Origin of the sequence: Micromonospora sp. NPDC005205 (assembly GCF_040608275.1) — a bacterium.
Lineage (GTDB): Bacteria > Actinomycetota > Actinomycetes > Mycobacteriales > Micromonosporaceae > Micromonospora.
The window spans coordinates 222,521-247,130 of sequence record NZ_JBEXHV010000010.1; the positions used below are offsets into that span (position 1 = coordinate 222,521).

Sequence of the window (24,610 nt, forward strand, 5' to 3'; positions counted from 1 at the left end):
GGTGCCCCGACTGTCGTACCGCCGGGCGCTGACGAGGGCCCTCGGCGATGAGTTGGCCCGCGACGAGGCGGTGTTCCTGCTCGGCGAGGACGTCCAGGTCGGGGCGTCGCTGGTGACCACCGGGCTGGCCAAGCGGTTCGGCACCGAACGGGTCCGCGACACTCCTCTGTCGGAGCAGGCGTTCACCAGCTTCGCCACCGGGGCGGCGCTGGCCGGGCTGCGCCCGGTGATCGAGTTCCAGATCCCGTCGCTGCTGTTCCTGGTCTTCGAACAGATCGTCAACCACGCGCACAAGTTCCCGTTGATGACCGGCGGGCAGTGCCGTGTCCCCGTCACCTACCTGGTGCCCGGGTCCGGCTCGCGTACCGGGTGGGCCGGGCAGCACTCCGACCACCCGTACAGCCTCTTCGCCCACGTCGGCGTGGTCACCGTCGTGCCGGCCACCCCGGCCGACGCGTACGGGCTGCTGGTCACCGCGATCCGCCACGACGACCCGGTGGTGGTGTTCGCCCCGGCCGGCGCGATGGACGTGCGTGACGACGTCGACGACCTGACGCCGGTGCCGCTGGGCCGGGGGCGGATCCACCGTTTCGGCGACGACGTGACAGTGGTCGCGATCGGGCACCTGGTGCACGACGCGCTGGCCGTCGCCGAGGAGCTCGCCGAGCAGGTCTCGGTGGAGGTGTTCGACCCGCGCACCCTGTACCCGTTCGACATCGACGGTCTCACCGAGTCGGTGGCCCGCACCGGACGCCTCGTGGTGTTCGACGACGGCAACCGTTCCTGCGGCATGGCCGCCGAGATCATCACCTCGGTGGTGGAGCGGGTCCGGCTGCTCGCCCCGCCGCGCCGGGTCACCCGCCCGGACGGGGCGGTGCTGCCGTTCGCCCCGGCACTGGACCGGGCCGTCCAGCCCGGCCGCGACCAGCTCGCCACCGCGATCCACCTCACGATGAAGGACGGCTCATGACTGATCCGAACTACCCGTGGCCGGCGGCCGACCGGGCCTGGAGCGACCTGCCGGAGCCGGCCCGTCGAGCCATGGTGGCAAGCGGGGCGGCGGCCTGGGAGCAGGTCTTCCACGGTCGGGCGACGTACAACAAGCAGTGGCGGTTGGCCCGGCCCCCGGTGCTCACCGCCGATGCCTGGCGGCAGCTCAACGAGGTCTGCGACCGGCTGGCCCAGCTCATCCTCGACGCCTGCCGCCGTCGGGCCGACACCGCCGGTGAGCTGCGCCGGCTGCTCGGCGTACCGGCGGGGGAGACCCGGCTGCTGGACGAGGCCGAGCCGCTGACCGAGGCGCTGCTGGCCGCGTACCGCCCGGACGTCATCTTCTCCGCCGGCGTGCCGAAGTTCGTCGAGTACAACATCGACAGCAGCCTCGGTGGCGGGTTCGACGCGGACACCGTCATCCAGCGGTACGAGGGCCTCTACCGGGAGCACGGCATCCTCGACGACCTGCCGGTGCGGGCCGCGCCGTCGCTGCTGGACCAGCGGTTCGTGGCGATCCGTGAGGAGCTGCGGCTGCCCGAGGGCGCTCGGGTGGCGCTGTTGATGGACTTCGACGGCGACTACCCGGGCCTCGACGACCCGCAGACGTTCATCCGGATCCTCGACCCCCTCGCCGTACGGGCCCGGGACTTCGGCATCGACCTGGTCATCGCCCCGGTCGCCACCGCCACACTGGACGCCGACAACCGTCTGGTCGTCGACGGCGCACCTGTCGACGCGCTGTTCCGGCTGTTCGTGCCCAACCGGGTCACCCCGACCGCCGGTCTGGACGCGGTGGCAGTGGCCCTCGCCGCCGGCACCCTACCGATGTTCGTGTCGGCGGCGGCCTGGCTGCTCGGCAACAAGACCACGTTCGGTTGGCTGTGGGAGGACGTGGACGGGCTGCCCGCCGACGACCAGGCACTGATCCGCCGGCACGTGCCGTACACGGTGCCGTTGACCGCCGCGGTGCTCGACCGGGCCATCGCCGAGCAGGCCACGCTGGTGGCGAAGCCGGCCGACGGTTCGGCCGGGCACGGTGTCCTGCTCGGCCCGGAGCTGAGCGCTGCGGACTGGGCCGACGGTGTGCGGGCCGCAGTCGAGCAGGGCGGCGCCATCCTCCAGGAGTACCTGCCGACCGACCGGGTGTCGATGGACTTCGTCCAGATCGAGACGGGTGAGACGGTCACCGCCGACGTCCCGTACTCCCTGGCCCCGTACCTGTTCGGCCGCCAAGCATCCGGCGGCCTGGCGAGGGTCGGCTACCCCGGCTGCGACGGCATCCTCAACCTGGCCCACGGCGTCCTCCTGACCGGAATCCTCCTGCGCGACTGACCCCCTCTCCCCGGGAACCCCGCCCACCCCCTCGTTCTCCGGTGATCATGAAGTTATTGCCCTCCGCGGCGGCGTGTCGTGGCAACAACTTCATGATCAACGCGGGTGGGATCGGGGTTGGGGGGTGCGGTGGGGGGAGAGGGTGCGCAGGGTTTGGGCTGTGGCTATGGCGTCGCTGCGGGCGCTGCCGTGGCGGCCGTCGGTGCTGTAGAGGGTGGGGTCGGCCGTCAGGGGATGGTCGGTCAGGTGCACGTGGATCGTGTTCAGTCGCTCGGCCAGGTTCGCCGTGTGGGCCGACAGGCGGCGCATCCTCTCGCCCAGGCCGGGCCGGAGGTGCGCGGGCACCGCCGGGCTGTGTGAGACGTCGAACATGCCCACTGTGATCACGTCGGCGCCCACCTCGCGCAGCGCGACGATCATCGCGGTCAGCTCGGCGTCCACCGCCTCCGCGTCGTACGCCTTGTGAAAGGCGTCGTTGCCGCCGCAGACGACAAGCGCCAGGTCCGGTGCGAAGGCCAGCGCCGGGGCAAGCTGGGTGGCCCGCACCTGGTGCGCGCGCAGCCCGCGTCGACCCAGATTCCGGTACGCCAGTTCGGGGCGCACGGCGGTCAGCTCGGCGGCGACCCGGTCGACCCACTGCACGTCCGGGTAGCCCGGTGTCGGCTCACACATGCCCTCCACGACGCTGTCGCCGAGCGCCACGAACCGCCGCCACGGGTGCCCGTTCAGCAACTCGGTGGCCTCCCCGGGACGTAGACAGTACGGGTCCGTCGATTCGGTGAGCGTCGATGGCATGCCGGCACGCTAGCCGACCGCTGGGCTGCCGGGCCAGGCTCAGCCGGTCAGGCCGACCTCGGCCAGATAGACACAGGTCTTTCCCTCGTGCGACGAGTAGTAGCTCACCCACAGCAGGTCGTCGTGCCAGACCAGACCGGGGTAGCTGGTGTCGCCCCCGGACGGCAGCGCGACCAGTTCGGTCAGCTCGCCCCGGTCCGCATCGACGACGCAGATCGCGGTGCGGACCTCGCCGTCGTGCAGGCGCACCCCGGCCAACAGCAGCCCGTCGGGCAGTCGGAGCAGCGCCGGCCCACCCACCTGGACACCCAGATCCGTCCAGGTCCAGTCCCGGTACGGCGGCACGGCCCGGCCGAGCTGCGCGCTCGCGGTGGCCGCGTCCCGCCGCAGCAGGCACAGGGCGGTACCGTCCGGCGCGAAGACCAGACCGGACTCGTTGGGGTACCCGTCAGCGAACAGCGTCGGCACCCACTGCCGCAGGTCCACCCCGTCCGTGCTGCGGTAGAGCCGGGCGAACCTCGGCTCCCGGGTGGCGTAGCCGACGCCGTACATCGCGTCGTCGTGCCAGGCTGCCCGCCACACCCAGACGCCCGGCTCGCCAACCGGGGTCGGATCACCCCAGGTATGCCCGTCGGTGCTGAGCCGGGTCACCGTCTGGAACGTCTTGCTGGCCGCGCCGGTGGCGGCCGCCGCGAGCAGTTGCAGCCGCCCGTCGGGGCGCGCCACGAAGCGGGGGTCACGCAGGTCGGCACCGGGCTGCGCGATGACCGTCGCGGAGGTCCAGGACCGGCCGTCGGCCGACGTCAGTACCCGGATCACGCCGTCGTCGCTGAGGTGGGTGCGGGCCTCCCGGAAGGCGCAGAACCAGCTTCCGGCGTACCGGACGAGGTCGGTGAACGCGCTGTGCGGCGCGCTGTCGCCGATCCGGCGCACGGCGACGACCTCCCCGGTGCGGCGGCGGGTGGGTGACGACGTCATACGCGGCGGCCTCCAGGTGCGGTGACGACCGTAGACGCTAGTCAGCCGTCGCCGACGCCCACGCGACCAGCAACCGAACGTCCGACGAACAACGCGCGGGCGCTGTCGGATCGGCGTCGTTGGCGCGACGATATCGGCGCGCTGGGCCGGGATGTTGGCACCCACCGCCCACCATGGGCGGTGGGCCGACAGCGGAATCCGTCGGCGAGGGAGGTGACCGGATGCTCGGTTCGTTTCTTCAGGCTCTCGCGACGAAACTGGTCGAGGAGATCCTCAAGCTCCTGGTGCAGTGGTTGGCGCCGAAGGCGCTGCGGTCGGTGCCGCACCGCGCCTCGCCGAACTGCCCGCGCTGCGGCGGGTACGGGGTCCGCCGCTGGGCGCCGGGCGGCATGTGGATGTTCCTGCCGTCCCTGCTGACCTTCGCCTGGGGTTTCGGGTTCACACTGCTCGGTGTGCCGGTGGCCGTGCTCGCGGTGGTCGCCGAGTTGGTCTCCGACGGCCTCGGCGGAGTGCCGACCGCGCTGCTCGCGCCGCTCGGTCTGCTGGTCCCCGTCGCGCTGATGATCGCGGGGGCGTTCGGCCTCGCCCACTACCACAGCTACCCGCCGAAGTGGTGCGCCCGCTGTCACGGCCGGTGGCCGCGCCGGGACCGGGACGAGTACCTCCGCGCGTCGGCGCCGGTACTGACCTGCGGCTGCGGCCAGCGGCTGCGGGTGCCCCGGGCGGCAGCCGGGACGCGGCTGCGCTGCCCGCGCTGCCGTACCGAGCACGCCACCCGGGCCCCGGCCGACCGGTGACGGTTCAGCGGTGCGCGTGGTGCTCGGTGAGGAGTTCGCTGAGGACGCGGGCGGCCCACTCGGCCTTGGCCGGGTCCTGATCGTCCAGGGTTGCCGTCCGCGACGTCGCCGTGAAACCAGACCGCCGACCTCGACCGGGCGGATCGGCAGCTCCGCCCACCGGGGAAACTGCTCGGCCACCAGTCGGCGGACCAGGGCCGTGTCGATCCGGTCGGCCGTGGCGGTGTCGGTCACCGGCACGCCGTAGGTGGGCTGTCCGTTCATCGGCCCGAGCCTGCGGCAGCCGGGGCGGACCCGCAACGGGTTTACCGGGTGGTGGCGGGAGTGGGCCGCACCGGTGTCTCCGGGCCGGAGGCCCTGCTCAGCAGCGGGTACGCGGTGACCACCAGGCACGCCGCCGCCATGGTCAGCAGGGCCGGGGTGAATCCCAGCGCGTCCACCGACCAGCCGCCGAGCAGCGCGCCGACCGGCAGACCGACGAACGCCAACGAACCGGCGATGCCGATCACCCGGGTCTGCAACTCCGGCGGCACCCGCTCGTAGAGCGCCACCCCGAGCAGCGGGTTGACCGCCGCGATGCCGATTCCGGACAGGAACGTCACCACGAGCACCACCGGCAGCTCGTCGCTGATCGCCAGCGCCACCAACCGGGGAGTGCCGGCGACCAGCGCGCCGATCAGGAACGTCAGCCGCCGGGGCAGCCGGGGCCCGAGCGCGGTGAACACCAGGTTGCCCAGCAGCGCGCCCGCCGAGAACGCCGCCAACACCAGGCCGAGGCCGCTCGGGCCGGGAAGCTCCCGGGCGACCCAGACCGGGATGTAGACGGCCACGCTGGCGTTGGCCACCATGTTCAGCGCCGAGATCACGCCGAGCATGCCGAGCAGCGGCCGGTCCCGGCCCAGGTAACTGAAGCCACCCCGCAGGGCGCGCAGGTAACTCTCCGGCTGGGTGGGTTGCGTCGGGGCGGCCGGCGGGCGGACCAGGACGCCGATGAGCAGCGCGCAGACCCCGAAGCTGGCCGCGTCGATGAGGATCGCCTCGGTCACCCCGAAGACGGCGATCAGCAGGCCGCCCACCGCGGCGCCGAACAGTGTCACCACCCGGCTGAGCCCGTCGTACGCGGAGGTCAGGCGGATCAGCGGCACTCCGGCGGCCTCCGCGACCGGCCGGAACATCACGTGCTTCACCCGGTCCCCGATGCCCCGCAGCGCGCCGGCCACCGCGACGAGCGCCACCAGCGGGACGAAGCCCAACCACGGGGTCAGCGCCACGACGACCATCACCACCGCGCTGCCCGCGTCGCAGAGGATCGAGGTACGGCGCAGGCCGATCCGGTCCGCCCAGGGTGTGCCCAACGCGCTGGACAGCAGGTACGGCAGGGTCTCGGCGAACGCGACCAGTCCCATCTTGGTGGGGCTGCCGGTGGTGACCAGCACCAGCCACGGAATGGTCACCACCGAGATGCGGGTGCCCAGGTTGGAGATCAGGTCCGCGCTGACCAGGACGACCAGTTGCCGGCGGGGGGTCACGCCCCGACCGCCGCCGCCCGACGGGCCGCGTACCGTGCGCGCAGCGCCCGCTTGTCCACCTTCATCGACCGGTTCACCGGCAGCCGGTCGAGGAGCTCCACAGCGGCCGGTGCCCACATCTCGTTGAGTTCGACGGTCACCAGGTCGATCAGCTCCGCCCCGGTGACCGTCGCGCCCGGCCCGAGCACCACGTACGCGTGCGGCACCTCGCCGACCGTCTCGTCCGGCACGCCGATGACGGCGGCGGCCCGTACCTGGGGGTGCCCGACCAGCACGTCCTCGATGGGACGGCAGAAGATCGCCCAGTTCCGGCGATGCGTGACGATCATGTCGTGTGCCCGGTCGACGAGGTAGAGGTAGCCGTCGTCGTCGAGGTGGCCGATGTCGCGGGTCCGCACCCACCCGTCGACGAGCGTCTGCGCGGTCAGCTCCGGCTGACCGTGGTAGCCGGCGAAGCTCAGTCGGGTCCGTACCCACACCTCGCCGTCGCGGCCCGTCGGCAGCACCGCGCCGTCGTCATCGCGGATCTCGATGTGGACGTCGCCGTAGGGCCTCCCGCAGGAGCGCAACCGTTCCGGGTGCTCCGGATCGTCGGTCAGCCCGGGCAGCGCGGTGATCACGACCGCCTCGCTGAGGCCGTACACGATGCGCAGCACCGGGCCGAACCGGGCGATGGCCTGGCGCAGTCGGGCGGGCGCGGCCGGCCCGGCGCCCACGTTGAACATGAACATGGCGGAGAAGTCCGCGCCGGCCAGCGCCGGGTGGTCCAGCACCTCGTAGAGCATCGGCGGCGTGACGAAGGTCGAGTTGATCCGCTCCCGTTGCACGGTGTCCACGAAGGCCACCGGGTCCCAGTCGTCGCGCAGGAACAGCACCCCGCCGGTGAACAGGTTGAACAGCGTGGTGATCTGCCCGCTGGCCAGCCACATCGGCGAGTGCGACAGGTGCCGCAGCAACGGGAACCCGGCGGCGCGGAAGTCGGCGGCCAGGGCGAGGATCTGGGCGTAGAAGCTCTCCCTGTGGTGCACCAGCTTCGGGCTGCCGGTAGTGCCGCTGGTCTGCAGGAACGACTCGGGCGCCGGCACCGACGCCGGCAGGCCCGTCACGTCGGCGTCGGCGTCGGCGTCGGCCGTGAGATCGGGCCCGGTGCCGCCCGAGCCCAGACAGCACACCGGTGTGCCGGGCAGCGCGGCGGCCAGCTCCGGGCCCAGACTGGCCCGGTCCCGGGCGTCGTAGACCAGGGCGTCCGGGCGGGCCAACCGGATGAACTCGTCGACCTCCCGGCGCGCGGTCACCGGGGCGACCCACATCGTCCGGCAGCCGAGCAGATGCAGGGCGAGCTGTAGCAGCGGACCCTCCACCGCGTTAGCGACTGTCACCAGCACCGCCGACCCGGGCCGTACGCCGTGCCGGGTCATCGTCGCGGCCATCGCCCGGACCAGCGCGGCGGCCTCGGTGTAGGTGAGTCGGCGATCGGCGCCGACAAGCGCCTCCCGGTCGCCGAACTCGGCGAAGAGGTCCAACACCCTGTCCACGTAGGTAGTGGTGTGCCCGGGTCCGTCAGTCATCCGGCAGCCCCCATCTGAGAAAAGCGGCGGTCCCCGGGCAGTTCCCGGTGACGACGCGACGGTGGCGCGGTTGGCGACCGCACCGCCGCCGCCTGGAAGCCTAGGCGCGAAACGGCTGGTCGGAACCGTGCCGACGGGCGATCCGAACGGCCCGCCGGACATTTGATCGCGTCGATCAGGTTGATTGACGTCTGTCAGCGGCGGCGGCTAGGTTTCTGGACCATCGTCCAGGCGGGCGCCGTCAGCGGACGGCCCTGGGCTGCCCCACGATGGAGGTTCCATGGCAACGGCAACCCCGAAGAGATGGCCTGTCATCGCCGCTGCGGCCGCGCTGTTGGTCGCCGGCGCACCCGCCGTCGTCGCCAGCGCCGGTCCGTCCGGCACCACCGCCGGCCGACCCGACTCCCGCGCCGAGTGGGCGGGCAGTTGGGCCACCGCGGTCACCCGGGGCAACTCGGTCGGGCTGACGAACACCGGCCTCAACAACCAGAGCGTCCGGATGATCGTGCACGTCTCCGTGGGCGGCCCGGCGCTGCGGGTCCGCCTGAGCAACCTCTACGGCGAGCAGGCGGTCACCGTCGGTCGCGCCACCGTCGCCCGGCCGAACACCGCGACACCGGACGACCTCTCCGACATCGACGCGGCCTCGGTACGTCCGTTGAGCTTCACCGGTGCGACCACGGCGACCATGAACCGGGGCGCCGAACTGCTCAGCGACCCGCTGGCCTTCCCGGTCGCTGACGACAGCGACCTGGTGGTCACAGTGCACTTCCCGACGCCGACCGGCCCGACCACGTTCCACGGGCAGTCCCAGCAGGCCAACTTCATCGGCGCCGGGGATCTGACCGGGGCGGCCGAGGGCACCGGCTTCACCACCCGTCCCACCTGCTGCTGGTTCTTCCTCTCCGGCGTCGACGTGCAACGCAAGGGCAGCCCCGGCGCGCTGGTCGTGCTCAGCGACTCCATCGGTGACGGCAACGGCAGCACCGTCAACGCCAACCGGCGCTGGCCCGACCTGCTCTCCGACCGGTTGCTCGCCGACCGGCCGGACAAGCGCACCCCGGGTGTGCTCAACCTGAGCCTGGCCGGCAACCGGCTCAACCACGAGGGCACCGAGCCGGGCGACGGCAACTACCCGGGCTACTACCAGCTCGGCCCGAACGCGGCGGCCCGGCTCAACGAGGACGTGTTCGGCCAGACCGGGGTGCGTACCGTCGTCACCCACCTGGGCATCAACGACATCTGGATGTCGAACGACTCACCCGAGGCGATCATCGGCACGCTGCGGCAGATCAACCAGCAGCTCCAGCAGCGCGGGCTGACGAGTCTGGTGGCCACGCTGACCCCGTACGAGGGGCACGGCGCGCCGGGTGTGTGGACGCCGCAGAAGGAGGCCACCCGCCAGGCGGTGAACGCGTACCTGCGCGGCAGCAGGGAGTTCGACGGGCTGCTCGACTTCGACCGGGTGCTGCGCGACCCGGCCCGGCCCAGCCAGTTGCTGCCCGCGTACGACTCGGGGGACCACATCCACCCGAACGACGCCGGCAACCAGGCGTTGGCAGACGTCGTGCCGCTGCGGCTGCTCGACCTGTGATCCGGACCGGGGGCGGCGGGTGATCCCCGCCGCCCCCGGTCACCGACATCCTGGGGAGGAGTTTGATCATGGAGGTAGGGGAGTTACTCACCGGCCTGTACAGCGAGCAGGGCAGACAGGACCCGTACCCGTGGTACGCGGAACTGCACCGGTTCGGCCCGATCAGCGCGGTGCCGGCGCGCGCCGAGCACCGTACGGTGGCCGCGGTCGCTGTCGGCTACGACCTCGTCGACGGGTTGCTGCGCGATCCGGAATGGACGAAACAACCGCCGCCGGGCTGGGAGGAGCACGAGATCCTGCGGACCTTCCAGACCTCGATGATGTTCGTCAACCCGCCCGATCACACCCGGATGCGGCACGTCTTCTCCCGCACCTTCACGCCGCGCCGGCTCGGCGCGCTGGAGCCGGTGATCCTGCGCGTGGTCGACGAGCTGCTGGACCGGATGGCGGACGCCGGGGATGGCGTGGTCGATTTCGTGGCCGACTTCGCGTACCCGATTCCGGCTCTGGTGATGGCCGAGTTCATCGGCATACCGGCCGCCGATCTGCCGTGGTACCGCGAGCGGGTGGAGTGGATCGACGAATTCCTGGACGTGGCGGGGAAGACCCCGCAGCGGCTGGCCGCGGCCAACACCGCCGCTGAGGAGTTGCGGGCCTTCTACCGGGAGTTGATCGGGCACCGCCGCCGGCTGCCCGGGGACGACCTGCTCAGCGCGTTGGTCGAGGCGCTCGACTCCGGGGAGGTGGAGCTGACCGAGGAGGAGTTGGTCAGCAACCTGATCGTGCTGTTCAACGCCAGCTTCGTCACCACCGTCTACATGTTCAGCAACGGGCTGCCGCTACTCCTGGCCCACCCGCGGACGGTCGCGGCGCTGCCCACCGACGCCACGCTGGCGCAGGGCTGCGTCGACGAGGTGCTGCGGTTGGCGAGCCCTGTGCACTTCCTGGCCCGCGCCGCGCCGGCCGACACCGTGCTGCACGGCGTGCCCGTCGCCGCCGACGACAACGTGCTGATCATGATCGGGGCGGCCAACCGCGATCCGGCCCGTTTCCCGGCCCCGGACACCTTCGACCCGACCCGTCCCGGCCCGCCGTCGCTGGCCTTCGGGGTGGGTCTGCACTTCTGCCTCGGCGCGGCGGTGTCGCGGTTGGAGGGTCGCCTCGCGCTGCCCCGGCTGTTCGCCAGGTTCCCCGCGCTGACGGTCACCGAGACACCGACTTTCAGCGGCAGCCTGTTCCTGCGTGGCATCGACAAGCTGCTGGTCAGCACCGGCGGATAGGAGCGACATGGCAGCACACCCGGAGGTGGCCGCGTACCGGGCGGCCCGCGCCGCGGCCGGCGCCCCACCGCTGTACGCACAGACCCTCTCCGAGGCGCGCGCCGCGGACCTGGCCGCGATCCGCGCCGGCAGCGGCGCGGTCGAGCCGGTGGCCGAGGTACGCGACGAGCGGATCCCCGGCCCCGCCGGGGAGCTGCCGCTGCGGGTGTACCGACCGGCCGGGTCGGGTCCGCTGCCCACAGTGCTGTACTTCTTCGGCGGCGGGTGGACGCTCGGCAGCATCGACACCGCCGACGGCATCTGCCGGCGGCTGGCCAACGCCGTGCCCTGTCAGGTGATCACCGTCGGCTACCGCCTCGCACCGGAGCACCCCTTCCCGGCGGCGGTGCACGACTGCCACGCCGCCACCTCGTGGATCGCCCGGCACGCCGACGAGCTGGGCGCCGACCCGACCCGACTGGCGGTCGGTGGTGACAGCGCCGGTGGGAACCTGGCCGCCGCGGTCACCCTGCTCAGCCGTACGGACGGGCCGCCGCTCGCCGCGCAACTGCTGGTCTACCCGAACACCGACCAGAGCGGCGAACCGGCCGGGGACGAGGACCCGGCGCTGTTCAACCGCCGATCGGTCGTCTGGTACCGGAGGAACTACCTGGTCGACCCGGCCCACGCGAGGGACCCGCTGGCCTCGCCGCTGCTCGCCGAGGACCTGTCCGGGTTGCCGCCGGCGCTGGTGATCACCGCCGAACTGGATCCCCTGTGCGCCGAGGGGCAGCGGTACGCCGATCGGCTGCGCGACGCCGGCGTGCCCACCCGGCTGGCGCACTACCCCGGCATGATCCACGGGTTCTTCGCCATGCCGGGCACCTTCACCGACGGGCGGCACGCGCAGGAAAGCGCGGCGGTCTTCCTCCGCGAGCGCTTCGGACTGCCGGCCTCGGCGGGCTCGGGCGAGGCGGCCGGCGGGGCCGCGGCGGGGCCCGGCGATGGGTGAGCGGGGGTTGGCCGACCGGCCGGCCGTGTCGCTCGCCGACTACGCCGAGCGCGCCCGGGCCGTGCTGCCGCCGGACGTGTGGGACTACCTGGCCGGCGGCAGCGCGTCGGAGGTGACCCTCGCCGCGAACCGTCGCGCGTTGGACCGGGTCGCGGTGCTGCCCCGGGTGCTGCGCGGCGTGGACACCGTCGACCTCGGCGCCCACCTGCTCGGCCGTCGGTACGCCATGCCGGTCGGGGTGGCGCCGATGGCGTACCAGCGGCTCGTGCACCCGGACGGAGAGCTCGCTCTGGCCGCGGCGGCCGGCGCGGCCGGGATCCCGTACCTGGCCAGCACGCTGGGCAGCACCCCCATCGAACAGGTCACCCGGGCGGGGGCGGACGTCTGGTTCCAGCTCTACTGGCTGCGCGACCGGGCGCTCGTCCGCGACCTGCTGGACCGGGTCGTCGCGGCCGGCTGCCGGGCGCTGGTGGTCACAGTGGACGTCCCGGTGCTCGGCCGGCGTCCCCGGGACCTGCGCAACGCGTTCCGGCTGCCGACCGAGGTGGTCGCCGCGAACCTCCCCGACGGTCGCGACGCGTTGGCGCACTCCGGCGCCCCCGGGGTGTCCGCGATCGCCGCGCACACCGCCGCGTCGTTCGCGCCGGCGCTGCGCTGGGCGGACCTGGCGTGGCTGCGCGAGCAGGTCGACCTGCCGCTGGTGGTCAAGGGGCTGCTGGACCCGCGCGACGCGACCGAGGCGGTACGGGTCGGCGCCGACGCGGTGGTCGTCTCCAACCACGGCGGGCGGCAACTGGACGGCTCACCGGCGAGCGTCACCATGCTGCCGGAGGTCGTCGACGCGGTCGGGGACGGCTGCCAGGTGCTGCTCGACAGCGGCATCCGTTGCGGCACCGACGTGCTGCGGGCGCTGGCGTTGGGCGCGGCCGGGGTGCTTGTCGGCCGACCGCTGCTCTGGGCCCTCGCAGCCGGTGGCGAACCGGCCGCCCGGGACGCGTTGGGGCTGCTCGCCGCCGAGCTGACCGATGCGCTCACCCTGGCCGGCTGCGCCGACGTGGTGGCGGCCGGCCAGCTGCGCACCCTCGGGGTGGGCTGAGTGATGAGCGCTGCCGAACCGGTCGACCTGACCGTCGCCGACCTGCACCCCGCGCTGGGCGATCCGGCGCTGACCTCGATGAACTTCCTCAACGAGGTGTCCGAGCGTCACCCGACGGCGGTGTCCCTCGCGGCCGGCCGGCCGTACGAGGAGTTCTTCGACGTCGCGGCGGTGCACCGGCACCTGGACACCTTCCACCGGCACCTCGTCGACGACCTTGGGCACCGACCCGAGCAGGCCCGGCGGCTGCTGCTGCAGTACGGCAGGACCAAGGGCATCGTGCACCACCTGATCGCCCGCAACCTCGCCGTCGACGAGGGGATCACCGTCGACCCGGAGGACGTGGTGGTGACCGTCGGCTGCCAGGAGGCGATGTTCCTGGTGCTGCGGGCGTTGCGGGCCGGCCCGGCGGATGTGCTGCTCGCGGTCGCCCCGACCTACGTCGGCCTGACCGGGGCGGCCCGGCTGGTGGACCTGCCGGTGTGGCCGGTCGCCGGTGGGCCGACCGGGGTCGACCTGGCCGACCTGGCCGCCCAGGTGCGCCGGGCCCGGGCTGCGGGGCTGCGGCCGCGCGCCTGCTACCTGATGCCGGACTTCGCCAACCCCTCCGGCGTCAGTATCGACACCGCACACCGGCAACGGTTGCTGGACCTGGCGGCGCAGGAGGATCTGCTGCTGCTGGAGGACAACCCGTACGGACTGTTCCACAGCGACGACGGGCCGCGCCCGCCCACCCTGAAGGCGTTGGATACCGGCCGACGGGTCGTCTACCTCGGCTCGTTCGCCAAGACCGTGCTCCCCGGGGCGCGGGTCGGCTACGTCGTCGCCGACCAGCGGGTCGGCGGCCCGGGCGGGCGGGTCGGCACGCTCGCCGACCAGCTCGCCATGATCAAGAGCATGGTCACCGTGAACACGTCACCGATCGCGCAGGCGGTGATCGGCGGCCGGCTGCTGGAGCACGGTTGCAGCCTGGTGGCCGCCAACACCCGGGAGCGGTCCGCGTACACCAGGAATCTGCGCCACCTAGTGGCCGGCCTCACCCGGCGCTTTCCGGCTCAGCCGGACCAGCCGGACCAGCCCAACCAGCCGGAGCACCCGGACCAGCCGGAGCACCCGGACCAGCCCGGGGTGCGGTGGACGGTGCCGGCCGGCGGGTTCTTCGTGGTGGTGACAGTGCCGTTCCCGGTCGACGACGCGTTGCTGGACCGCTCGGCGCGCGACTACGGGGTGCTGTGGACGCCGATGGCGCACTTCTACGACGACACTGCTCCGGTGCGCGCGTTGCGGTTGTCGGTCAGCGCTGTCACACCGGAGCAGATCGACGTCGGGCTGGATCGCCTCGCGGCGCTGATCACCGACGAGTTGACGCGCCGGGCGGGTTGACACACCGCGTTCATCGGATGGCAATGCGCGACGACCCGCGTGCCGCCGTCCTCGTTGGACGGCCATAATAAGCCGCATGGTTGCCTGGGAGTACGCCCTGCTCGTCCGTCGCTATCAGGGACAGGGCCGCAATTTTCACGTCTCGTTCGTCTGGTACGCGCCGGACGGGTCCCGCAAGGACATCACCGCCTACGGCGACACCGCCATCGCGCACCTCAACCGCGCCGGCCGCGAGGGGTGGGAGCTGGTCTCCGCCGCCGAGGACGTCAACAACGTCCAAGGCAGCACCGAAGTCCACCGCTACCACCTCAAACGCCCCATGGCCTGACCCCGGCCCTCCGCCCCCGTCCGCCCCCGTCCGCGTCGATCATGGAGTTGTGGTGGTGGGCGAAATTCGCTATCCGCCCTCATTCGGGCACCACAACTCCATGATCGACGCGAGTTGGTCGGGTCAGCTCAGGTCGATGCCGGGGTAGAGCGGGTACGTGGCCAGCAGGTCGGTGGCCTGGCCAGCGATCTTGTCGGCCAGGCCGGCGTCCAGCGTGTACTTCGCCTTCGACGGGGTGCCGTCGGCGTTGGCGCCGGCGGTGGTCTGGGTCAGCACGGTGTGGATCAACTCGGCGGTCTGGTCCATCTCGGCGGTGCCCAGGCCCCGGGTGGTCAGCGCCGGGGTGCCGATCCGGATGCCGGAGGTGTACCAGGCGCCGTTCGGGTCCTGCGGGACCGAGTTGCGGTTGGTGACGATGCCCGAGTCGAGGAGGGCCTGCTCGGCCTGCCGGCCGGTGAGCCCGTAGCCGGACACGTCGATCAGCACCAGGTGGTTGTCGGTGCCACCCGTGACGAGCGTCGCGCCCCGACGCAACAGACCTTCGGCGAGGGCCTGCGAGTTGTCCACGATCCGCTGGGCGTAGTCGGCGAAGTCGGGCCGGCGGGCCTCGGCGAGCGCGACAGCCTTGGCGGCCATCACGTGCGGCAGCGGCCCGCCGAGCACCATCGGGCAGCCCCGGTCCACCTGGTCGGCCAGCTCCGGCTGGCAGAGCACCATGCCGCCGCGCGGACCGCGCAGCGACTTGTGGGTGGTGGTCGTGACGATGTGCGCGTGCGGCACCGGGTCGAAGTCGCCGGTGAACACCTTGCCGGCCACCAGGCCCGCGAAGTGCGCCATGTCGACCATGAAGGTCGCGCCGACCGAGTCGGCGATCTCGCGCAGGATCCGGAAGTTCACCTTCCGTGGGTACGCGGAGTAGCCGCCCACCAGGATCAGCGGCTTGAACTCGCGGGCCGCCTCGGCCACCCGGTCGTAGTCGATCAGACCGGTCGCCGGGTCGGTGCCGTAACTGCGCTGGTCGAACATCTTGCCGGAGATGTTCGGCCGGAAACCGTGGGTGAGGTGGCCGCCGGCGTCCAGCGACATGCCGAGCATCCGCTGGTTGCCCAGCTCGCGGCGCAGCGCGAACCAGTCGGCCTCGGTGAGGTCGTTGACCTGGCGGACCTGGGCCTTCTTCAGGGCGGGGGACTCCACCCGGTCGGCGAGCACCGCCCAGAAGGCGACCAAGTTGGCGTCGATGCCCGAGTGCGGCTGCACGTACGCGTGCGCGGCGCCGAACAGCTCCCGGGCGTGCTCGGCGGCGAGGGCCTCGACGGTGTCGACGTTCTGGCAGCCGGCGTAGAAGCGGCGGCCGACGGTGCCCTCGGCGTACTTGTCGCTGAACCAGTTGCCCATGGCCAGCAGGGTCGCCGGGGAGGCGTAATTTTCGCTGGCGATCAGCTTGAGTGACTCCCGCTGGTCGGTCAGCTCGGCGCCGATGGCGTCGGCGACCCGCGGCTCGACAGCCCGGATCACCTCAAGGGCACTCCGGAATGCGGTGGACTCTGCGTTGCGGGACATGCGACCTCCAACAGACGTGCGGCGGAAGGCCCAGGCGCTCGGCAAACGTCCACGTGACGAGGCCGCTCCCCGATGGTTCTCCATCCCCACGCGCCAGTAACGGCCCGGGAGGAATCCTACCGGGCCGGAACCGGCCGTTCGGGCCGCCCTCCGGGAGGCGACCCCGCCAACGTGATTGGGCGATGCGACGCGGGGCACACGGTAGGCAACTAACCCCCAGCCCCCCGCCTCGCCCCGCCCCCGCCCCCGCGCCGCCCCTCCTCCCGCGATCTTGCACTTTCTGTCGCGACAAAACGGCATGAGATAGTGCCAATCGGCAACAGGAAGTGCAAGATCGCGGGCCGGGGCCGGGGCCGGGGCCGGCGCGGCGGGTCGGGGCGGCACGACGAAGGGCCCGGCGTTGTGCCGGGCCCTTCGGTGTGAGCGGGTGCCTCAGGCCGTCACCGCATCGAGCGCCTTCTTGATCGCCTTCGGGGCGGTGGGGGTACGCGGCGCGTCCGCGCGCAGCGCGATCATCTTCTCGCCGATCTCCTGGAGCTGCTTGCGGCCCAGCGCGTCGCGGACCTTGGGGAACCACTCCTGCTCTTCCTCCTCGACGTGGTGCGTGACGTTCTCGATCAGCACCGTCGTCTTGGCGTTGAACCGCTCGTCGCCGGCGTCCATGCTGGCCAACTCGGCACAGAGCACATCGGCGACGTGGTGTTCCTCGTACGACTCGAGGATGTCGTCCTCCAGGTCGGGCAGCAGTCGGCGGACCTCCGGATACATCACCTCGTTCTCCAGGTAGGTGTGCACTGTCAGTGCCTCCAGGATCTGGTCCACCAACTTCTGCCGCTGATTCGCCGGCCCCTCCTCGGCGTCCTGGAAGGCCTTGAACAGGCGGCGCATTTCCTTGTGGTCCTCTTTGAGCAGGACGATGGCATCGGTCGACACCGGTTGACCTCCCTGACGAGTCTCGGCTGGTGGGGTTCCGGTACCCCGACGTCGAATGCGGAAACAGGTGAAACCGCCTCAGACCATCGCCAGGGTGCGGGGGATCTCGTCGAGCAGCTCCCGAGCCAGAAAGCCGATCCGGCCGTAGCGGGGGATCAGCCGCTGGCCGCTCACCGAGTGCGCGAACGAGCCCCAGCAGGCCGCCTGCGCCGGGTCGGCACCCCGGGACAACAGCCCCGCCAGCAGCCCGGCGAGCACGTCCCCGCTGCCGGAGGTGCCCAGCCCGGCGTCGCCGCTCTCCTCCCGCCAACCCCGCCCGTCCGGTGCGGCCACGTGCCCGTACAGCGACACCACCGCCTCGTACCGGGCGGCCAACTCGGCCGCCTCGGAGTCCAGGTCGTCGCCCGGCTCCCGCCCGAGCAGGTGCTCGGCCTCGGTGACGTTGGGGGTGAGAACCACGGGTCGACCCGAGCCGACCAGCAGGTCCGGTGAGTGGCTGAGCGCACCGAGGGCGTACGCGTCGAGGACCAGCGACGTGTCCGGGCGGGCCGCCTCCAGGACCAGGCTCAGCAGACGGTTGGTCTCGTCGATCGCCTTCAGGCCGGGGCCGATCGCCACCACGTCGGCCTGCGCGACCAGGTCGCCGAGCTGACCGTTCCGGTCGGCGGCGACCGCACCGTCGGTGGTTTCCGGCAGGCCGACCACGAGCGCCTCGGGCACCTGGATGCTCAGCGCCGCCGCGGTGGACTCGGCGGCGGCGAGCTGGAGCACCCCGGCGCCGGCGCGCAAGGCGGCCACTCCGGCGAGCAGCACCGCGCCCGGCGTGAAGCGGGAACCGCCGACCACCAGCACGGTGCCCCGGCTCTCCTTCCCGCCCACCGGCACAGGCAGTGCCCAGTCCCGCAGCAACGCCGGGGTGATCACCTTCACCTCAGACCGGCTCGGCATGGATCTCGTCCTCCCTGGTCGGCTGGGCGCCCTGCTGACGCAGGTGCGCGACATCGTTGAAGGCGGTGACGGCAAGGCGGCCGTCGTCGTCCGCCGACCACTCCGTGATCGAACAGTTGGCGATCACGTCCTGCCGGGTGAGCGCCATCAACTCGTCCTCGGTCAACCCCTCCAGCAGATAGCGAAGCAGGAAGACCAGCGCGTCGTGGCCGAAGAGCAGCACCCGGCAACCGTCGTGGTCGCGGCGCAGGTCGCCCAGCAGCGTCCGCAGCCGCAACGCCACATCCGTCCAGGACTCCCCGCCCGGCGGCCGGTAGTAGAACTTGCCCAACCGCTCCCGACGTTCGGCCTCGTCCGGGTACCGCCGGCGCACCCCGTGCCCGGTCAGCCCGTCGAGGATGCCCAGCTCCCGGTCGCGCAGCCGTTCGTCGCGGTGGACGGGAATGTCGTTGCCGGCCAGCGCCAGCCGCGAGGTCTGCACCGCGCGCAGGTACGGCGACACGACCGCCACATCCGGGCGCCTCGCGGCCGGCAGTTCGGCCAGCCAACGGCCGGTCGCCCGGGCCTGCTCCTCGCCGGTCGCGGAGAGCGGCACGTCGGCGTCGCGATGGGTGAGGTCGATCAGCTCCGCGCCCGACGCCTCGGCGTGCGTCGCCGCGACGTTCGCGGTGCTCTCGCCGTGCCGGACGATCCAGAGGTTTGCCAGTTCCGCCATGCGGCCCCCCTACCCGGGCGCCGCCGGCGGTAACCGTGTCCGGTGGTCGCTGTCGGTTTCGGGGCAGCACCGCGACCTGGTGATGCGAAACAATGTGCGCCGGACAGGTGACGGGGGTCAAAAGTGGCTGTCTTGCGAGGTCTGCGGGAAGCGGTCCTGTTGTTCGTTGTGGTCGGGGCGGTGGTCGCGGTCGGGGCGATGATCTGGGTGGCGGTCGCTGGCGGTGACTACGCCGCTCGGCTGGGCATCGGGTTGGTTGTGGTGGGCGGGCTCATCGGCATGACGGGCGATCTGACGATGAGTCGGATCGGCATGCTCGGCCCGCGCGCCACCTTCGGTGCCGCGCCGGAGCGGGAGACGGGCGGCGGAGGGCGCGTGCTCACCGGGGTCGGCATCTTCCTCTTCGTCGGGCTGCCACTGGTCGTGGTCGGCGTGCTGCTGCTCACCTGAGCGAGCGCGTCATCGCTGCCGTCGAAGCCCAGCTCCGTCGGCGCCGCGCCAGTGTCCGCTCGGTGGCTGTACGGGGCGCTTGTGCGTCGTACCCTCAGGGCGTGGCCACGGCGGCGGAGGAGATCCAGGTGGGGGAGCGGCTGGTCCGCGTCTCCAGCCCCGACAAGCCGTACTTCCCGGAGCGTGGGCTGACCAAGCTGGACGTGGTCCGCTACTTCCTGGCGGTGGGCGACGGCATCCTGCGCGCGTTGCGGGACCGGCCGACAATGCTGGAACGCTGGCCCCGCGGTGTCTTCGAGGGCGCGACGATCGCCACCCGGCAGACCAACCGGGGCGACGCGTTCTACCAGAAGCGGTTGCCGGCCGGGGCGCCCGAGTGGGTGCGAACGGCGCACATCACGTTCCCCAGTGGCCGGACGGCCGACGAGGTCGCGCCGAGCGAGTTGGCAGTGGTCATCTGGGCGGCCAACCTGGGCACCCTGCGGTTCCACCCGTGGCCGGTCACCGCCGCCGACGTGGAACGCCCCGACCAGTTGCGCATCGACCTGGACCCGATGCCCGGCGTCGGCTTCGAGCAGGTGGTGCCGGTGGCGCACGAGGTGCGGGCGTTCCTCGCCGAGCTGGGCATGACCGGGTACCCGAAGACGACCGGCGGTCGCGGGCTGCACGTCTACCTGTCGATCGAGCCGCGGTGGAGCTTCGGTGACTGCCGTCGGGCGGTGCTCGCGCTGGGCCGGGAGATGCAGCGCCGGCTGCCGGACCTGGTCACCACCACCTGGTGGCGCGACCAACGGGACCGGCCGGTCTTCGTGGACTACAACCAGATGGCCCGGGACCACACGGTGACCTCGGCGTACTCGATCCGGCCGACGCCCGCCGCGCTGGTCTCCGCGCCGCTGGACTGGTCGGAGCTGGACCAGGCCCGTCCGGAGGACTTCGACGTGCTCAGCATGCCGGCCCGGTTCGCCGAGCGCGGCGACCCGCACGCCGGCCTCGACGGTGACCGGCACTCGCTGGAACCGTTGCTGGAGTTGGCCGACCGCGACGGGCTGGAGGCCCCGCCGGAGCGCTGAGGCCGGCGGTCACGCCCAGGGGCTGCCAACCCCGTCGAACTCCTCGAAGACCAGCCAGGTGCGGGTGGACAGCACCCCCGGAATGCTCTGCACCCGACCCAGCACCACGTCGCGCAGCGCGGCGTTGTCCGGCGCGCGCACCAGCGCGAGCACGTCGTGGTCACCGCCGAGCAACGCGGCGTGCTCGATGTAGCGCACCTGGGCCAGCTCGGCCGACACCTCCCGCCAGGTGTTCTGCTCGATGGTCAGGGCGATGTAGGCCGAGGTGCCCAGCCCGGCCGCCTCGGGCGCCACCTGGGCCCGGAACCCGGTGATCACCCCGTCGCGCAGCAACCGCTCCACCCGCGCGTACGCGTTGGTGCGGGAGATGTGGATCCGCTCGGCGAGGGTACGCACCGACGTCCGACCGTCGCGGACCAGCTCGTCGAGGATCCGCCGGTCGACCTCGTCCAACGCTCGGGCCGATCGTCCCGATCCCGCGCCCCGGCCTGCTTCGTCGGCGGTCTCCTGGCTCACTGGTACGCCCTCCGCATGCCAACCGTCCCGCCTTCTGTGTCGATCTTGAGTCAATCATCCACAAGCGGAAGCATAGGCTCACCACACGTCCCAGGAGGTTCCGCCGTGACGACCACTCCCCAGGCGGTCCGCAGGGCATCCCCGCGCACCCGTCGAACGGTCACCCCGCCCGACCCGGCGCGCTCGTTGCTACCGGACGCCGAGCCGGTCCGCCTGCTCGCCGAGAACGGCACGCCGCTGCCCGCCCGCGCCGACTACCCCGAACCACCCGCCGAGGTGCTGCGCGAGCTGTACCGCCGGATGGTGCTCGGCCGCCGCTTCGACACCCAGGCGACCGCCCTGACCAAGCAGGGTCGGCTGGCCGTCTACCCGTCCTCGCGGGGCCAGGAGGCGTGCCAGGTCGGCGCGGTCCTCGCGGTCCGCGACACCGACTGGGTCTTCCCCACGTACCGCGAGTCGATGGCGCTGGTTGCCCGAGGCATCGACCCCGTCGAGGTGCTCACCCTGCTGCGCGGCGACTGGCACTGCGGCTACGACCCGACCGAGGTGCACACCGCGCCGCAGTGCACCCCCCTCGCCACCCAGTGCGTGCACGCCGCCGGCCTGGCGCACGGCGAGGCGTACCAGGGCCGCGACACCGTGGCGCTGGCCTTCATCGGTGACGGCGCCACCAGCGAGGGCGACTTCCACGAGGGGATCAACTTCGCCGCCGTGTTCAAGGCGCCGGTGGTCTACTTCGTGCAGAACAACAGGTACGCGATCAGCGTCCCGCTGTCCCGGCAGACCGCCGCGCCGTCGCTGGCCTACAAGGGCGTCGGCTACGGCGTACCCAGTGAGCAGGTCGACGGCAACGACCCGGTGGCGGTGCTCGCCGTGCTCACCCGCGCGGTCGCCCACGCCCGGGCCGGCAAGGGACCGTTCCTGGTCGAGGCGCACACCTACCGGATGGAGCCGCACACCAACGCCGACGACGCCAGTCGCTACCGCGACGGCGCCGAGGTCGACGCCTGGCGGGACCGGGACCCGGTCGCCCGCCTGGAGACCTACCTGCGCGCCCGCGGAGTGCTCGACGACGCGGCCGTCGCCGAGATCGCCGAGCAGGCCGAGGCGTACGCGGCGGACCTGCGGACCCGGATGAACGAGCAGCCCACAGTCGATCCGCTGAGCCTCTTCGACCACGTCTACGCCGAGCCCACCCCGCAGCTTGTCGAACAGCGTGAGCAGGTCCGCGCCGAGCTGGCCGCCGCGCACGCCGAGGAGGGCGACGCCTGATGGCCACCACCATGGCGAAGGCGCTCAACACCGCGCTCGCCGACGCGCTCGCCGCCGACGACCGGGTCGTCGTCTTCGGTGAGGACGTCGGCGCGCTCGGCGGCGTCTTCCGGATCACCGACGGCCTCCAGGCCCGCTTCGGCGAGAACCGCTGCTTCGACACCCCCCTCGCCGAGGCCGGCATCGTCGGCTTCGCCGTCGGCATGGCCATGTCCGGCCTGCGCCCGGTGGTCGAGATGCAGTTCGACGCGTTCGCGTACCCGGCGTTCGAGCAGATCGCCTCCCACGTGGCGAAGCTGCGCAACCGCACCCGGGGCGCGCTGAGCGTGCCGATCGTCATCCGCGTGCCGTACGCGGGCGGAATCGGCGGGGTCGAGCATCACTGCGACTCGTCCGAGGCGTACTACGCGCACACCCCCGGACTGAAGGTGGTCACCCCGGCGACCGTCGACGACGCGTACTCGCTGCTGCGCGAGGCCATCGAGGACCCCGACCCGGTGGTCTTCATGGAGCCCAAGAAGCTCTACTTCGCCAGCGCCGAGGCGTCCCTGCCGACCCGCAACGAGCCGTTCGGCCGGGCCGTCGTGCGCCGGCCCGGACGCGACGCCACCCTGGTGGCGTACGGACCGGCGGTGCCGGTCGCGCTGGAGGCCGCCGAGGCCGCCCGGGAGGAGGGGTGGGACCTGGAGGTCGTCGACGTGCGCACCATCGTGCCGTTCGACGACGAGACCATCACCGCCTCGGTCCGGCGTACCGGCCGGTGCGTGGTGATCCAGGAGGCGCCCGGCTTCGCGGGCGTCGGCGCGGAGATCGCCGCCCGGGTGCAGGAGCGCTGCTTCCACGCGCTGCACGCCCCGGTGCTGCGGGTCGCCGGGCTGGACATCCCCTACCCGGCGCCGATGCTGGAGCACACCCACCTGCCCGGCGTGGACCGGGTGCTCGACGCGGTCGCCCGCCTTCAGTGGGACGACCAGCCGGACGCGCGTTGGGCGGCGGCATGACCATCGTCGAACGGACGCAGGTCTTCCTCCTGCCCGACCTGGGCGAAGGTCTGAGCGAGGCCGAGATCGTCGAGTGGCGGGTCGCCGTGGGTGACGTGGTCACCGTCGACCAGAGCGTGGTCGAGGTGGAGACCGCCAAGGCCGTCGTCGACGTGCCCTGCCCGTACGCCGGCCGGGTGGTCACCCTGCACGGCGCGGCCGGTGAGGTACGCCCGGTCGGCCAGCCGTTGATCACCATCGCGCCGCTGGACGGGGGCGACGAGCCCGCCGGGCACGCCACCTACCGCGAGGAGGAACGGGCCGGCTCGGGCAACGTGCTGATCGGGTACGGCACCGGCCACGGCACCGCCACCCGCCGTCGGCGTCGGCCCCGCCTGGCGGTGGCCCCCGAACCGGCTGACGCCGGCCCGACCGGCGGCACCGGCGCGGCTTCCGGCGCCATGTCGCGCGACCCGGCAGCGCCCCCCGCCGCCCTGGTCATCTCGCCGATCGTGCGGCGGCTGGCCCGCGAGCACGGCGTGGACCTCGACACGGTGCGGGGCACCGGACCCGGAGGTGTGATCCGCCGCGCCGACGTGGAGGCCGCGCTGACCGCGCCCGCCACCCGGCTCGCCGCCGTGCCGGACCCGCAGGTCGGGTCGGCCCCGGCGGGGGACGGCGACGTCATCGTCCCGCTCACCGGCGTCCGCAAGGTGATCGCCGACAAGCTCTCCCGCAGCCGGCGGGAGATCCCGGAGGTGACCATCTGGGTCGACGTGGACGCCACCGGTCTGTTGGAGACCCGCGCCGCGATCAACGCCGCGACGCCCGACGCGCCGGTGAGCATCCTGGCCCTGCTGGCCCGGATCTGCCTCAGCGGACTACGCCGGTTCCCGCAGCTCAACGCCCGGGTCGACACCGAGGCGCAGCGCATCGTCCAGTCCGCCGGGGTGCACCTCGGCATCGCCGCGCAGACCGACCGGGGGCTCCTGGTGCCGGTGCTGCGCGACGCCCAGCGGCTCACCACCGCCGAGCTGGCCGCCGAACTGGCGGCCACCACGGCCGCCGCGCGGGCCGGCAGCCTGCCCCCGGCCCGGCTGACCGGTGGCACCTTCACCCTGAACAACTACGGGGTGTTCGGTGTCGACGGCTCCACGCCGATCATCAACCACCCCGAGGCGGCCCTGCTCGGGGTCGGGCGGATCGTGGACAAGCCGTGGGTGGTCGACGGGCAGCTCGCCGTCCGCAAGGTGACCCAGCTCAGCCTCACCTTCGACCATCGGGTCTGCGACGGCGGGGTGGCCGGCGGCTTCCTGCGGCACGTCGCCGACTGCGTGGAGCGACCGGCGCTGCTGATCGCCGCCGTCTGACGCGTACCCCCTCGGCCCCGGTGCCGCCCGTGCGGCGCCGGGGCCGGCGCACGCCCAGGGCTCCCCGGCGGCGTCATCGGGCCGGGGCTCCCTGGCGGCGTCATCGGGCCGGGGGCGTCATCGGGTCGG

23 protein-coding genes and 1 riboswitch are annotated in these 24,610 nt (G+C 72.5%); of the genes, 14 read left to right on the forward strand and 9 right to left on the reverse strand.

Features of this window, described 5'->3' with window-relative positions:
* Position 1: 1 nt before the first annotated feature.
* Together ABZU43_RS20135 and ABZU43_RS20140 are read left to right on the forward strand one after the other, a co-directional pair.
* Complete coding sequence (locus ABZU43_RS20135) at positions 2-970, forward strand: transketolase C-terminal domain-containing protein (protein ID WP_355008005.1); 969 nt, start codon at positions 2-4, stop codon at positions 968-970.
* Positions 967-2,325, forward strand: coding sequence for a hypothetical protein (locus ABZU43_RS20140; RefSeq protein ID WP_355008006.1), 1,359 nt, complete (start codon positions 967-969; stop codon positions 2,323-2,325). Before ABZU43_RS20135 ends, ABZU43_RS20140 begins: the two co-directional genes overlap by 4 nt.
* Positions 2,326-2,421: 96 nt before the next feature.
* Here ABZU43_RS20140 and ABZU43_RS20145 read toward each other — a convergent pair whose 3' ends face one another.
* Both ABZU43_RS20145 and ABZU43_RS20150 read right to left on the reverse strand, forming a co-directional pair.
* Positions 2,422-3,120, reverse strand: a complete 699-nt coding sequence (locus ABZU43_RS20145; protein ID WP_355008007.1) for an SGNH/GDSL hydrolase family protein — start codon at positions 3,118-3,120, stop codon at positions 2,422-2,424.
* Between the two features lie 39 nt (positions 3,121-3,159).
* Positions 3,160-4,098 (reverse strand): sialidase family protein, encoded by a 939-nt coding sequence (locus ABZU43_RS20150; protein WP_355008008.1) that lies wholly within the window; start codon positions 4,096-4,098, stop codon positions 3,160-3,162.
* 221 nt (positions 4,099-4,319) lie between these two features.
* On the opposite strand from ABZU43_RS20150, the gene ABZU43_RS20155 reads away from it, so the two are divergent.
* Positions 4,320-4,895, forward strand: a complete 576-nt coding sequence (locus ABZU43_RS20155) for a hypothetical protein (protein ID WP_355008009.1) — start codon at positions 4,320-4,322, stop codon at positions 4,893-4,895.
* A gap of 305 nt (positions 4,896-5,200) precedes the next feature.
* On the opposite strand, the gene ABZU43_RS20160 is transcribed toward ABZU43_RS20155, so the two are convergent.
* The gene (locus ABZU43_RS20160; RefSeq protein ID WP_355008010.1) at positions 5,201-6,424 is read right to left on the reverse strand and encodes an MFS transporter; all 1,224 of its coding nucleotides are present in this window, start codon (positions 6,422-6,424) and stop codon (positions 5,201-5,203) included.
* A complete protein-coding gene (locus ABZU43_RS20165; RefSeq protein WP_355008011.1) occupies positions 6,421-7,992 on the reverse strand; it encodes an AMP-binding protein in 1,572 nt (523 codons plus the stop codon). The genes ABZU43_RS20160 and ABZU43_RS20165 overlap by 4 nt, the downstream gene beginning before the upstream one ends.
* Before the next feature lie 313 nt (positions 7,993-8,305).
* On the opposite strand from ABZU43_RS20165, the gene ABZU43_RS20170 reads away from it, so the two are divergent.
* From ABZU43_RS20170 to ABZU43_RS20195, 6 genes are all read left to right on the forward strand, one after another.
* Positions 8,306-9,586, forward strand: a complete 1,281-nt coding sequence (locus ABZU43_RS20170) for an SGNH/GDSL hydrolase family protein (RefSeq protein ID WP_355008034.1) — start codon at positions 8,306-8,308, stop codon at positions 9,584-9,586.
* Between the two features lie 68 nt (positions 9,587-9,654).
* Positions 9,655-10,866, forward strand: a complete 1,212-nt coding sequence (locus ABZU43_RS20175; protein WP_355008012.1) for a cytochrome P450 — start codon at positions 9,655-9,657, stop codon at positions 10,864-10,866.
* Between the two features lie 7 nt (positions 10,867-10,873).
* Positions 10,874-11,857, forward strand: coding sequence for an alpha/beta hydrolase (locus ABZU43_RS20180; protein ID WP_355008013.1), 984 nt, complete (start codon positions 10,874-10,876; stop codon positions 11,855-11,857).
* Positions 11,850-12,953 carry an alpha-hydroxy acid oxidase gene (locus tag ABZU43_RS20185; protein ID WP_355008014.1) on the forward strand — a complete coding sequence of 368 codons (1,104 nt, stop codon included), beginning with the start codon at positions 11,850-11,852 and terminating at the stop codon, positions 12,951-12,953. Before ABZU43_RS20180 ends, ABZU43_RS20185 begins: the two co-directional genes overlap by 8 nt.
* Positions 12,954-12,956: 3 nt before the next feature.
* Positions 12,957-14,336, forward strand: a complete 1,380-nt coding sequence (locus ABZU43_RS20190; protein WP_355008015.1) for a PLP-dependent aminotransferase family protein — start codon at positions 12,957-12,959, stop codon at positions 14,334-14,336.
* Positions 14,337-14,403: 67 nt separating this feature from the next.
* Entirely contained in the window at positions 14,404-14,664 is a 261-nt protein-coding gene (locus ABZU43_RS20195) for a hypothetical protein (RefSeq protein ID WP_091397680.1), read from the forward strand.
* 123 nt (positions 14,665-14,787) lie between these two features.
* Here the strand turns inward: ABZU43_RS20195 and ABZU43_RS20200 are convergent, their stop codons facing one another.
* The 4 genes from ABZU43_RS20200 to ABZU43_RS20215 all read right to left on the reverse strand — a co-directional run bounded on the left by ABZU43_RS20200 (position 14,788) and on the right by ABZU43_RS20215 (position 18,820).
* On the reverse strand, positions 14,788-16,224 hold the full coding sequence (locus tag ABZU43_RS20200) for a glycine hydroxymethyltransferase (protein WP_355008016.1): 1,437 nt from the start codon (positions 16,222-16,224) through the stop codon (positions 14,788-14,790).
* 21 nt (positions 16,225-16,245) lie between these two features.
* Positions 16,246-16,335: riboswitch (ZMP/ZTP riboswitch) on the reverse strand.
* Positions 16,336-16,656: 321 nt separating this feature from the next.
* Positions 16,657-17,157, reverse strand: a complete 501-nt coding sequence (locus tag ABZU43_RS20205) for a hemerythrin domain-containing protein (RefSeq protein ID WP_355008017.1) — start codon at positions 17,155-17,157, stop codon at positions 16,657-16,659.
* 78 nt (positions 17,158-17,235) lie between these two features.
* Positions 17,236-18,105 (reverse strand): NAD(P)H-hydrate dehydratase, encoded by an 870-nt coding sequence (locus tag ABZU43_RS20210; RefSeq protein WP_355008018.1) that lies wholly within the window; start codon positions 18,103-18,105, stop codon positions 17,236-17,238.
* A complete protein-coding gene (locus tag ABZU43_RS20215) occupies positions 18,089-18,820 on the reverse strand; it encodes a histidine phosphatase family protein (protein ID WP_355008019.1) in 732 nt (243 codons plus the stop codon). The genes ABZU43_RS20210 and ABZU43_RS20215 overlap by 17 nt, the downstream gene beginning before the upstream one ends.
* 123 nt (positions 18,821-18,943) lie before the next feature.
* Between ABZU43_RS20215 and ABZU43_RS20220 the strand changes: the two genes are divergently transcribed.
* Together ABZU43_RS20220 and ABZU43_RS20225 are read left to right on the forward strand one after the other, a co-directional pair.
* A complete protein-coding gene (locus tag ABZU43_RS20220; protein WP_355008020.1) occupies positions 18,944-19,270 on the forward strand; it encodes a hypothetical protein in 327 nt (108 codons plus the stop codon).
* Positions 19,271-19,371: 101 nt separating this feature from the next.
* Positions 19,372-20,343, forward strand: a complete 972-nt coding sequence (locus ABZU43_RS20225) for a DNA primase small subunit domain-containing protein (RefSeq protein ID WP_355008021.1) — start codon at positions 19,372-19,374, stop codon at positions 20,341-20,343.
* Positions 20,344-20,352: 9 nt separating this feature from the next.
* Here ABZU43_RS20225 and ABZU43_RS20230 read toward each other — a convergent pair whose 3' ends face one another.
* Positions 20,353-20,796, reverse strand: coding sequence for an Lrp/AsnC family transcriptional regulator (locus ABZU43_RS20230; RefSeq protein WP_355008035.1), 444 nt, complete (start codon positions 20,794-20,796; stop codon positions 20,353-20,355).
* 135 nt (positions 20,797-20,931) lie between these two features.
* Here ABZU43_RS20230 and pdhA point away from each other — a divergent pair, with 135 nt between their 5' ends.
* The 3 genes from pdhA to ABZU43_RS20245 are packed head-to-tail and all read left to right on the forward strand — an operon-like array spanning position 20,932 to position 24,481.
* A complete protein-coding gene (gene pdhA, locus ABZU43_RS20235; protein WP_355008036.1) occupies positions 20,932-22,131 on the forward strand; it encodes a pyruvate dehydrogenase (acetyl-transferring) E1 component subunit alpha in 1,200 nt (399 codons plus the stop codon).
* On the forward strand, positions 22,128-23,132 hold the full coding sequence (locus ABZU43_RS20240; RefSeq protein WP_181539337.1) for an alpha-ketoacid dehydrogenase subunit beta: 1,005 nt from the start codon (positions 22,128-22,130) through the stop codon (positions 23,130-23,132). Before pdhA ends, ABZU43_RS20240 begins: the two co-directional genes overlap by 4 nt.
* Complete coding sequence (locus ABZU43_RS20245; RefSeq protein WP_355008037.1) at positions 23,117-24,481, forward strand: dihydrolipoamide acetyltransferase family protein; 1,365 nt, start codon at positions 23,117-23,119, stop codon at positions 24,479-24,481. Before ABZU43_RS20240 ends, ABZU43_RS20245 begins: the two co-directional genes overlap by 16 nt.
* Positions 24,482-24,610: the final 129 nt, after the last annotated feature.